Below are 11,581 nucleotides of genomic sequence, written 5' to 3'. Positions count from 1 at the left end.
CCGGCGCGGATCGCGAGCGCGCGGGCCTGTGCGGATGGAGAAGATCCGGAGTCGACGCATTGCGCGCGAACGCTCTCGTGCTCGCCGGGACAGGTCTGGTCCTGCACGTTTTCTGCGCTTTCGCTTCGACCGCCTCGGCGGCGTCGCGCATGCACGCCTATCGCCTGCCGGCCGGCGAGCTGTCCGCGGCGCTCGGCGAATTCGCGCAGCAGAGCGGTATCCAGCTTCTCTACGACTCGACGCTGGTCTCGGGCCGGCGCACGCCGGGCCTGCAGGGCGGCTACTCGGTCGAGGCGGCACTCGCGCGCCTGCTGCGCGACAGCGAGCTGGAAGCGCTGGCCGTCGCCGACGGAACCTTCATCGTCAGGCGATTGCCGAAACCGGCGGCGAAGGAGGAGCCGCGCGAGATCCGCGTGCCGGTTCCGGCGCCGGCGATGACCACCGAACTGTCGACCGTGACCGTCCGCGACGAGGACTTCCAGCGCCTCGCCGCGCAGGGAGTGACGCCGGTCACCGAGATCACGCGCGAGCAGATCGACGCCAGCGGCTACGCGACGCTGTTCGATCTGCTGAAGGCGCAGCCCGGCATGCAGGTCGCCAACCAGCCCGAGGCGATGGCCTCGTCGAGCGATGCGAACTTCCGCACCGGCGCCGCCGGGGCGGCGGCGGTCGCCCTGCGAAGGCTCGGCAGCAAGAGCACGCTGTTCCTCGTCGACGGCCGGCGCATCGCCGGCTACGGCCTGGCGCAGGACGGCAGCGGCACCGTGCCCGATCTCAACGCGATCCCGCTGGCGATGGTCGAACGCATCCAGATCCTGCGCGACGGCGCCTCGGCGATCTACGGCGCGGACGCGGTCGCCGGCGTGGTCAACGTCATCCTGCGCCACGACTTCTCCGGCACCGAGATCAGCGCCTCCGCCGGCGAGTCGGCCCGTGGCGACGCCGGCATGCAGCAGACCTCGCTGCTGTGGGGAACCCGCACCGAGAGCGGCATCGGCCTGCTGCTGAACGTGTCGTACCTGCACGCCGATCCGCTGCTCGGCGAGCAGCGCTCCTGGTACAGCCTCGACCAGAGGCGGCAGGGCCTGCTCGATCTGCGCAGCCTGTATTCGTTTCGCGGCAACTATCTCTACTTCGGCGACGACGGCGGCGTGCGCGTCGCCGCCGCGCCGGGCTGCCGCACCGCGCTCGCTGCCGACGGCACCTGCCTGCTCGATTCGGCGCGATACACCACGCTGCAGACCGGCAAGGTCGGCAAGTCGGTGCTCGGACGTCTGGACGTCCCGCTCGGCGAATCGACCCGCCTGCATCTGGATCTTCGCGCCAGCGACCTGCTGCAGCGGCAGCAGGCGGCGCCGTCGGGCGCCACGGTATTCCTGCCGCTGCCGCGGGAGGTTTCGGCGCAGGACCCGTTCGCGCTGCTGTATTCGTTCGACGACATCGGGACGGTGCGCGAGCGCACCGAATCGACTCTGCTGAGCGTGGACGCCGGCGTGCGCGGAACGCTCGGCGACTGGAACTGGGGCGCCGACGCGAGCGTGCAGCGCAATCGCGTCGACGACGTCATCGACGGACTCGTGCGCTCGGACATCCTTTCCATCGACGGCGAGGACTATTCGTTCGGCGAGGCGCCGCCGAGCCGTGCGCTGCGCGAGGCGATGGCCCCGCAGATCCGGCGCAGGGGACGCACGTCGCTGGACGAATTCTCGCTGGACGCTTCCGGAAACCTCTTCGACCTGCCCGCAGGCGCCGCGTCGATGACGGCCGGTGTGGAGATCCGTCGCGAAGGCATCGAGCAGCAGCCGGGCAGGGAACTCACGGCGGGCAAGCTGCTGAACCAGCCGCGCGAATACGCGCAGTCGCTCGAGCGCGATTCCTCCGCGGCCTACCTGAAATTCGACCTGCCGATCGTCGAGCGCGTCGACGCATCGCTGGCGTGGCGGCTGGAGAAGACCGCCGGCTTCGCCGCGCACGCCACGCCGGTGCTGGGTCTGCGCTGGGCTCCGCTGGACAGCCTGGTTCTGCGCGCGTCGCGCTCGACCGGCTACCGCACGCCGACCCTGCTCGAACTGCACCAGCCGCGCGGCGTGCCCGCTTCCAGCACGGTCTGGATTCCGCAGTCGGCCGGGCCGTGCGCGATCGAACTCGCCACGGCCGACGGCCAGAGCGCCTGCCAGCTCGACATCAGCATGGGCGGCAACGCTGCGTTGCGTCCGGAGAAGTCGGTGACGACGGCGTTCGGCGCCGTATGGGCGCCGTCGGCGACGTTCAGCCTGAGCGTGGACCTGTACCGCAGCGTGCGCGACAACGAAATCGCCGCCGCGCCGCTGGCCTACGTGTTCGACCATCCGCAGCAGTTCGAAGGCTTCCTGCAGCGCAACGGCGACGACCAGCTGGTCGCGGTCGACAATGCGTTCGCCAACCTCGCCAGGACCGTCACCAGCGGCGCCGATGCGGAAGCGCGCTGGGACCTCGACGCGGGCAACGCCGGGCGCTTCCGCCTGGGCCTGGGACTGAACTATCTCGACACGCTCGATCGCCGCATCGCCCCCGGCGTGCCGGTGTCGCGGAGTGCCGGCTACGCCGACGCGCCGCGCCTGACCGGCGTGTCGAGCCTGCGCTGGACGCGCGGCGACTGGAGCGGTGCGGCGTACCTGCGCTACGTCGGATCGTACGAGCTGGAGCCCTACGCGGACTCCGCTTCGCCGTGTCCGCAGTACAAGTCGGCGCTGGGCAAATGCGCCGTTCCGCCGCTGCTGCTCGCCAACCTCAATCTCACCTACGGCGGCATCGCGCACTGGACGTTCACGCTGAGCGTGAACAACGCGTTCGACCGCTCGCCGCGCTACTACGACGAAGCCGCCGGCGGCTACAACGCCGCGTTCGAGGACGCCGTCGGCCGCTACTACACGTTCCGCGCCGCGTACCGCTTCTGAACATGGGCCCGGTGCCCGCCGGGTAGGGGATTGTCGCCGTTGCACGTCTGTGCACCGAGCGCCTTTCCGGCGCGCGCGTCGGGGAGGTTCGATGGGCACGAGCGGAATCCGGTCCGGCGAGCCGAACCGCCGCGAGCGCATCCTGCAGGCCGCCTTGCACCGGTTCGCGACGCACGGCCATGCACGCACGCCGCTGCGCGTGATCGCGCAGGAGGCACAGGTTTCCGCCACGCTGATCGCCCACCACTTCGGCAACAAGCAGCGGCTGCGCGAGGCGGTCGAGCGCTGGATCGCCGGGCGATTCGAGCAGGCCGCAGCCGCCGCGGCGGACGACCCTGCCGATTTCGCCGGCGAAACCGCACTGGGCGCGTTCGCCCGGCGCATCGGGGACCTGATGGCCTCGCAGCCGGACGTGCGCGAGTACCTGCGCCGCGTCACCGTCGTCGAGCCGACGCCGGAAGGCGCGCTGCTGCTGCAGTCGCTGCTGACGCTCGCGCGGAGCCTGGTGCGCAAGCCGCGTCGCGGCGCGGCCGGGCCGGAGAGCACGGATCGATCGCTGCAGTTCCTGCTGCTCGCGCTGGGGCCGGCGCTGCTCGGTCCGGCGCTGCAGCGCTGCATGCCCGACGTCTTCGACGAATCGGCGACGAGCGATTTTCTCGCCCGGCAGGTCGATGCTTCGCCGTCCTCCGGCCGCCCCGCCTGACATTGCGCGATTCGCCGGTGCGATTCCCGAAAAACGCCGGAAAAATGCCGACAAATGAATGATAAAAGGGGACGAATTAATCAATGGAAAGATATAACGATGTCGAATTTTCGTATATCTGTATAGAAATGGAATCGAGAAATAAACGATTGATGTTGCTCCAATTGTCTGCGTGATTCCAGAAAAATGCGGCCTCTCCAAACGCAGTCCGCGGCACGGCTGCTTTGCATCGATACGGGGCACTGAATGATTGCGTGCATTTGTCCAGTGCCGTGCGCGCTTATGCAATGTCATTATCGATCGCGATGTCGTTCATTTCATCGAGTCGCACTCCGCGAAGGGCAGGGTCCTGAACGGAGCGGGATCGCTCGTCCATTCGATCCGCTTTCTCGCCGGCGGATCGAATGCTCCCGCTTCTCGTTCGCCGGACGAACGCCATCGCCGAGGCACGCTCGAGGGAATGTCCGGACTGCAGGGTGGGCGGTGCGGGGCATCGAAGAACCGGGGATCGACGGCTGCCGCCGCAGGACCGGAATTCATACGTCAGGCGCGTAACCGCGCGCGGGCAGCGACAGGCAGTCGCGCCTGGATGACGTGTGCCGGCTGATCTCCCGAACGAACGGTCGCGTCGCCGCCGACGGCTGACGCGATTGCGGACCTATCAACTGGGGATCACCGCATGTCGATGAATCAGAGAAGCAAGCGAGCGAACGCATGGTCGAAGTCGCTCGGACTGGCCGTGGCCGTCGCCGGGGCGGTCTTCGCCTCCGGCGCCGGTCTGGTGGCGCCGGTGCAGGCCAGCCCGGCCGCGACCCAAGGTGCCGGCAACGGCATCTATCAGTCGCCGGCGCTGAACAAGTCCGTGCCGCAGACGTTCGACGGCACGACGATCAACTGGGTCACCGGCGTGTTCGACGACGGCGGCCCCATCAACGGCGACTGGGACCTGAATTTCTGGGGCTCGGGAACGGGGAACGCGACGTTCGACCTGTTCGCGGTCGACGACCAGGGCGACGAGATCGTCGTCGACGCCGATCAAAAGTTCTCCTTGTTGCAGTCGGGAGCGGTGATCGGCCCTTCCTCGACGTTCAAGGACGGCGACCAGGAGGCTGCGGCAGGCTGGCTTGCAGGCGCGGACGGCTACATCGGCTTCAAGTTCAACTGCGACGGCCGCCTGGCCAATCCGGTCGCCGGCGGCGTGTGCTACGGCTATGTGCACGTGACCACCACCGCTCCGAGCGGATTCCCGGCGACGATCGTCGACTACGCCTACGACGGCGACGGCAACCCGATCACGATCGGTCCGGTCGAAACCTTCACGGTGACGCCGAGCGTCGGCACGCCGTCGGGCACGATTTCGCCGGACACGCCGCAGACGGTGAATTCCGGCGCCACCGCCAGCTTCACGCTGACGGCGGACTCGGGCTTTCACGTCGATGCCGTCGGCGGCACCTGCGGCGGCTCGCTCGCCGGCAACGTGTACACCACGACGGCGGTGACGGCGGACTGCACGGTCATCGCCAATTTCGCGGCGGGCGAGGCGTCACCGGCCATCTCGGTGACGCCGTCGCCGCTGGCGATCTCGGTCGACGCCGGCGCCACCGGAACCGGCACGCTGACCGTCGCCAACACCGGCGGCGGCACGTTGACCTGGTCGATCGCGGAAGCGCCGGCGAAGGCGCCCGCGCGCCACGCGCACGCCTCCAAGCGGAGCTTCGACGCGGCGCGCGGTCACTTCCCGCTGGATCGACGCCAGGTCACGCCGGTCGGCCAGGCAGACGGCGTCGAGCCCAAGCTCGCACCTCGCCTTGCCTCGCCATTCGCGGCACCGGCTGCGGCGATTGCGTTCGGCAGCGGCGTCAACGGCTTCGCTCAGGTTTCCGGTACGCGCACCCTGGTTTCGCTCGACTTCAATGCGCCCGGCACGTTGACGGCCGTAGGCCCAGCGAACGGTGAACCGTTCTGGGGTGCAGGCTTCCTCGACGGCGACACCAGCACGCTGTACATGCTCGGCGACAGCGGACTGTTCTCGGTCGACACCACCACCGGCGCTGCGACGGAGATTTCGGGCAGTGCTGGCGGCGGCGACGTCTGGGGCATGACGGCCGATCCGTCGACGAACACGCTGTACTGGATCGGCCCGACCAGCGACCAGGAACTGTCGACGGTCGATCCCGTCACCGGCGCCACGACGTTGATCGCCGCGATCACCGGTGCAGCCGTCGGCGACACCATCAACGCCATCGCGGCCGACGCGCAGGGCCATCTGTATGGGACCCTGCAGACCGGCGACAGCCTGATCTCGATCGACAAGACCACCGGCGACACGGCGGTGATCGGCTCCCTCGGCGTCAACGTGACGAATCTCTCGGGCCTGGCCTTTGACCCGGCGAGCGGCACGCTGTACTTCGCCAACGCCGGTATCGGCGTCTTCACCGTCGACGTCACCACTGGTGTGGCCACGGCGGTCGGCGCCGCGCAGGACAGCGCGCAGCTCGTGGCAATGGCGATCGGCGGCGGTTCGTCGCCGGCCGCCTGCGACAGTCCGGGCGATGTCCCGTGGCTGAGCGTGACGCCGGCGAGCGGCTCGCTGGCCGGCGGCGCCTCGGCCGATGCGACCGTGACGGTCGACGCTTCCGCGCTCGCCGCGGGCAGCTATTCGGCCAACCTGTGCGTGACCAGCAACGATGCGGCCACGCCGCTGGTGACGGTGCCGGTCGACGTGACGGTCGAGGCGACCACGGGCGGCGATCCGTGCTCGGCGAAGGACACGATCTTCTGCGACGGCTTCGACGGCGAGGAAGTCGGCCCGTTCGAGCAGCCGGTGCAGGATCCGGGTTTCGAGGCCACGCCGGGGAACACGGAAGTGAATCCGTTCTGGGAAGGCAGCGACAGCAACGATACCGGGGGCGGCACTCCCTTCTACGAAACCTCCGGCCTGGGCAATCCGGTGGGGCACGGCGGAGAAGGCTTTGCGGCCTGGGGCGGTGGCTGGGATGCCGCGGGGACGCAGGAATGGTCGCAGAGCGTGACGATTCCGAGCGGCGGTCCGCGCTGGCTGAACTACTGGCGTTTCGTCGACCAGGCCCCGGACGGCACGGCGACGCTGACGATCTCGGTCGACGGCACCGCGGTCTCGACGACCGACATCGTCGCCAACGGCGTGGATGCGGACTGGACCAACGTGTCGGTGGATCTGAGCGACTACGCCGACGACGCCGCGCATGAGATCCGGTTCGAGTACACCACCACCGGTGCCGAAGACGGCAACTGCTTCGTCGACGACATCACCATCGACGAGGCGGAGGGTTCCAGCCGGCGCTGAGCAGTCCTTCGGCAGTCATCCGCAAGAGGGCGAGGCCTCCGCAGGGAGGCCTCGCCTTTCCGACGGAACGCGGACGCCGGGCAAGACGAAGTGCCGGATTTGTGCAGTCCCTTTCCCCGCCCGGCATTGCTACCTTGCCGCGGCCCTTTCGTGCGGCGGCCGGCGGAGTGCAGAATGCCGGATGCGCCGCGGCGGTCGGGCCGCCAGTACGTGCGGGCGATCGCAGTCGCGACGGTCGTACGGTCACTGCTGGATTTCGCACGGCTGGGGAGCCGAAGACATGCAAACAGGTCGATCGCATCATGCGTGAGTGGGCGCTCCCGGGGAGCGCCGCCCGTGGTTCCGAGACAAAACCGCACCGTCGACTTCGGCGGTGCGCCAGGCTGCTGTTCGCCGCCGTGGCCGTGTTCGCCTGCGCCGGTGCGCAGGCGCTGGATTTCACGCCGCACGGCACGCAGCCGGGGCTGCAGTCGGCATTGATCGATCCGACCGGCTGCTCGTCTTGCCATCGCGGCGTGCCGCCGGTGCAGTCGACCTTCATGCCGCACTCGACCTGGAGCGGTTCGATGATGGCCAATGCGGTGCGCGATCCGCTGTTCTGGGCTGCGCTCGACGTCGCCAATCACGACGCGGCCAGCATCGGCAAGGACGGCGTCGGCGACTACTGCCTGCGCTGCCACACGCCGCGCGGCTGGCTCAGCGGGCGCGTGGTGAAGGACGCCGAGGGCAATCCGCCCGCAGCCGACGGCGAGAAGGGCTGCCGCCTGCTCGGCAACTACGCCGAGCGCGAGGGCAAGTCGAACGACTACAGCGGCGTCGACTGCCAGTACTGCCACCGCCTGATGCCGGCCGGACCGCAGGGAGAAACGGTCGCGATCGGCAACGGCAACACCTGGGTCGACGACGCGCTCAGCTGCACCACGCCGTCGGGCGGCACCTACGCCGGTCCGTGCCGGCGCGGGCCGTACGCGTACGCCGAGAACGATCCGCTCGAGGCACCGCACGGCTACGTGTATTCGAGCTACCACAAGGATTCCGCCCTGTGCGGCAGCTGCCACGACGTGACCACGCCGGACACCGACGAAGGGCCGCTGCGCACGCTGATCCGCGCCGACGGCAGCGACAGCGGCCGGCCGTTCCCGATCGAGCGCACCTACACCGAGTGGAAGCGCAGCCTGTTCGCCGAGGCGATCTTCCGCGACGGCCTGGGCGACGGTGCACCCGGCACTCCGGCGGTCGCCGGCGCACGCCATTGCCAGGATTGCCACATGCCTTCGTCGATTTCCGAAGAGGCTGCGGCCTGTCGCCAGAATCCGGCCGGCTCGCGCACCGGCAACCTGCCGATGCACGAATTCGCCGGCGCCAACACCTGGGTGCCGGCCATCATCAAGGGCGAGTACGCCGGCCTGATCAGCAGCAGCCTGCCCGCCGATTTCGACCGCACCATCGCCGCCGCGCAGGCGATGCTGCAGTCCAGCGCCGCGCTGAGCGCCACCACGACGAAGTACCAGCCGCCGACCGGCGCGAGTGCCGGCTCGCTCGGCGTGCGCGTGGAGATCACCAACCTGTCCGGCCACAAGCTGCCGACCGGCTACGCGGAGGGCCGCCGCATGTGGATCAACGTGCAGGTGCGCGATGCGAACAACCAGCTGGTCGCCGAGAGCGGCGCATACGACGCAACCAGCGCGACGCTGACGCAGGACCCGCAGGCGCGCGTCTACGAGGCGCTGCAGGGCATCTGGAACGCGACCACGCAGGCCTGCGAAGTGGAGCAGGGCGGCAAGAAGCAGTTCCACTTCGTGCTCAACAACTGCGTGGCCAAGGACAACCGCATTCCGCCGCTCGGCTTCCGTCCGAAGGCGGGCGACGATCCGGACGGCGAGGAAGCCGCGCCGGTCGGCCACGTCTACCCGGAAACCTCGCCCGGCTCGGGCGTGCTGGTCAACCTCGATCGCGCCGACTACAGCTTCCCGCTGGCGGCCGGCACCACGCCGCCGTTCACCGCGAGCGCGACGCTGTACTACCAGACCTCCAGCCGCGAATACATCGAATTCCTGCGCGATCAGGCGGTGCTCAACGCCACGCCGGGCGAGAACGCGATGTGCAGCGGCAGTCCGGAGCGGCCGTTCGCCGTCGGCCCGCAGGAACGCAGCCGCGGCGAATTCGTCTACCAGCTGTGGAACAACGCCGCCGACGATCCCGACCAGCCGGGCTACGGCAAGTCGCCGCCGGCACCCGTCGTCAGCGCCGCTGCCGTCACCGCGCAGGAGCGCACGCCTTGAACACTTCCACCCGCATCCCGGTACTTCTCTTCGCGGCGCTGTGCACCGCCTGCGCCGGCCAGTCCGCGCGCGTGAAACGATCCGCCGCGGACGCCGGCACCACCAAGGACGTCGCCGGGGCGGGCCGTCTGCACGGCTACGTCGTCGGCCGCCGCCACAGCGATTTCTCGTGGAAGGACGGCAAGGAGCAGCGCTTCCAGGTCGAATACGGCTGGGACTACGACCAGGGCATCGCGCTGCGCAAGACCTTCGACCAGAGCGGAGCGCTGCTGAAGACGCAGCGGGTCACGGGTGAGGAACCGCCGCTGACGGAGGCCGAGCGCGAGCGCGTGCAGGTGCTGGTGCGCGAGCAGCCCGAGCTGAAGCCGCTCATCGAAAGGCCCGGCGTCGTCGTCTGGGCCGGCGGCTTCGTTTACCGCAAGCCCGGCGACCCGTACTGCGGCGACAGGACGCGCTGCATCCATGCGATCGCGTCCGCCGACGGCGGCAATACCGCGGTCTCGCATTCGATCGTCGATCTGCAGAGCGATCGCGTCGTGTATCCGTTCTATCGCCCGTCGGACGAGAAGACGTCCACCAAACCCTGAGGGAGATTAGGTCATGCGTTCACGCAAGCTCGCTTTGCCGCTGTTGCTGCTGTTCGCCGGCTGGGGCGTCGCCCACGCCGGTTCGCCGACCTGCACGAGTCCGGAAACGAAACTGAGCTGGCCGGCGACCGACCCGATCTGGGAAATGTGCTGGCTGCCGCCGAGCGAGAGCGTGGGCGGCATCGGTTCGGGCATGGAACTGCGCAAGGTCTACTTCAAGGGGCACCTCGTGTTCGTGCGCGCGCACGCGCCGATGCTGTTCGCCGAGTACAAGGACGAACAAGGCGGCGACTGCTATCGCGACTGGAAGAACGACGATTCGCCGCTGCTCGCCGACCGCGCGGTGCAGAACAAGCTCGGCGTCTCGGTCGATCCGCCGGCGGCGATCGCCTCGTGCGATCGTTCCCACGACCCGACCATGTCCTACGAGATCTGCCCGTACCAGCTGTCCGGCTATCCCAACGCCACGGCGACCTGCGGTGCGCCGTTTGCGATCGAGGACAACGGCGACCACGTCGTGCTGACCACGCAGTATCGCGCCGACTGGTACATGTACGCCTCGCGCTGGACGTTCTGGAACGACGGCCGCATCCAGCCCTCGTTCGGCTTCGGCAACCGCGACGGTACCTTCAACGACGTCACGCACTGGCACCACAACTACTGGCGCATGGAATTCGCCATCGACGATGCGGCAAACACGGTCAGCGTCAACGGCGTCGACAAGACCACCGAGTTCTCCGACCTGCGCGATGCCACCGGCGGACCGGGCGGCGTGGCGAAGACCTGGGAAGTGCGCAACCCGGCCACCGGCAACGGCTACAAGCTGACCCCGGGCGACGAGGACTACACCGTGCCGGCGAACCAGTCCGGCCGCGGTTTCCATCTCGTCGACGTGATGGCCACGCAGCAGCACGACGGCGAATACGCCGACATCGTGGAATCCGATCCGCAGGCCGACCTGTTCATCTGCAACATGGAAGCGGGCAACCTCGTCAACGACGAGAGCCTGGTCGACGTGCGGCCGGCGCTGTACTACCGCGTGGCGGTGCGCGATTCCACGTCCAACGACTGGCCGCCGGGCTGCAGCGGCAGCGACTGCATCCCGCAGGACTCGATGGTGTGCAAGAAGACCGGGCCGACGCTGACGCCGTTCGGGCCGTGGGTCGGCTCGGTGCCGGCCGACCCGACTGCGACGGTCACCTCGGGCGATCTCGAAGTCAGCGTGACGGCGGGCGCCACGGGCAGCGACCTGTTCGGCCTGAGCAACACCGGCGCGAAGGGCAGCACGCTGACCTATACGGTCGACACCGCACCGACCTCCTGCGCGAGTCCCGCCGCCGTTGCCTGGCTGAGCGCGGCGCCGGCATCGGGCAGCGTCGCGCAGGGCGCGACGACGAAGATCACCGCTACCGTCGATGCGGCCACGCTCGCGCCGGGCAGCTACTCCGCCTTCGTCTGCGTGCACAGCAACGACCCGGCCAACCCGGTGATCGAAGTGGCGGTGAACGCTTCGGTGCTGCCGAACGACGTGATCTTCGCCAACGGCTTCGACTCGGCGCCGTAAGGCGCGCGCCGCCTCCGCATGCGCGGGGGCGGCGTCGCATTTCCACACGCCGGCGCGGCTCCGGACCGCGCCGGCGCGGCTCGCGCGGCCTTGTCACATTCCGCCGCCGTCACTAAGATGCCGCGCGTTTCGGGCCCGACGGCCCGCAATCCGATGCCAGCAGTTCCGGGCCGTGCCCGATGTC

General features: G+C 69.0%; 6 protein-coding genes. All 6 read left to right on the top strand.

Features of this window, described 5'->3' with window-relative positions; all coding sequences use genetic code 11:
• The first annotated feature begins 149 nt into the window (after window positions 1–149).
• The 6 genes from ACFO6Q_RS15870 (at window position 150) to ACFO6Q_RS15845 (ending at window position 11,397) form a co-directional block, all read left to right on the top strand.
• A complete protein-coding gene (locus ACFO6Q_RS15870; RefSeq protein WP_380022077.1) occupies window positions 150–2,936 on the top strand; it encodes a TonB-dependent receptor domain-containing protein in 2,787 nt (928 codons plus the stop codon).
• A gap of 91 nt (window positions 2,937–3,027) precedes the next feature.
• A complete protein-coding gene (locus tag ACFO6Q_RS15865) occupies window positions 3,028–3,639 on the top strand; it encodes a TetR/AcrR family transcriptional regulator (protein WP_380022076.1) in 612 nt (203 codons plus the stop codon).
• Window positions 3,640–4,324: 685 nt separating this feature from the next.
• Window positions 4,325–6,964 carry a BACON domain-containing protein gene (locus tag ACFO6Q_RS15860; protein ID WP_380022075.1) on the top strand — a complete coding sequence of 880 codons (2,640 nt, stop codon included), beginning with the start codon at window positions 4,325–4,327 and terminating at the stop codon, window positions 6,962–6,964.
• 398 nt (window positions 6,965–7,362) lie between these two features.
• Window positions 7,363–9,246 carry a hypothetical protein gene (locus ACFO6Q_RS15855; protein ID WP_380022074.1) on the top strand — a complete coding sequence of 628 codons (1,884 nt, stop codon included), beginning with the start codon at window positions 7,363–7,365 and terminating at the stop codon, window positions 9,244–9,246.
• Window positions 9,243–9,833 (top strand): hypothetical protein, encoded by a 591-nt coding sequence (locus ACFO6Q_RS15850; protein WP_380022073.1) that lies wholly within the window; start codon window positions 9,243–9,245, stop codon window positions 9,831–9,833. Before ACFO6Q_RS15855 ends, ACFO6Q_RS15850 begins: the two co-directional genes overlap by 4 nt.
• A gap of 13 nt (window positions 9,834–9,846) precedes the next feature.
• The gene (locus tag ACFO6Q_RS15845; protein WP_380022072.1) at window positions 9,847–11,397 is read left to right on the top strand and encodes a BACON domain-containing protein; all 1,551 of its coding nucleotides are present in this window, start codon (window positions 9,847–9,849) and stop codon (window positions 11,395–11,397) included.
• The last annotated feature ends 184 nt before the right edge of the window (window positions 11,398–11,581 follow it).

Origin of the sequence: Dokdonella ginsengisoli (assembly GCF_042652785.1) — a bacterium.
In the GTDB taxonomy this organism is placed as follows: Bacteria; Pseudomonadota; Gammaproteobacteria; order Xanthomonadales; family Rhodanobacteraceae; genus Dokdonella_A; species Dokdonella_A ginsengisoli.
The sequence above is the reverse complement of the archived record's forward strand: the minus strand, read 5'-3'. Positions and strand labels throughout refer to the sequence as shown.

What these genes read in the sequence shown, in the direction of transcription:
- ACFO6Q_RS15865 (WP_380022076.1), top strand. Translation starts at nt 3,028, where the DNA reads ATGGGCACGAGCGGAATCCGGTCCGGCGAGCCGAACCGCCGCGAGCGC.
- ACFO6Q_RS15845 (WP_380022072.1), top strand. Translation starts at nt 9,847, where the DNA reads ATGCGTTCACGCAAGCTCGCTTTGCCGCTGTTGCTGCTGTTCGCCGGC.
- ACFO6Q_RS15860 (WP_380022075.1), top strand. Translation starts at nt 4,325, where the DNA reads ATGAATCAGAGAAGCAAGCGAGCGAACGCATGGTCGAAGTCGCTCGGA.
- ACFO6Q_RS15870 (WP_380022077.1), top strand. Translation starts at nt 150, where the DNA reads ATGCACGCCTATCGCCTGCCGGCCGGCGAGCTGTCCGCGGCGCTCGGC.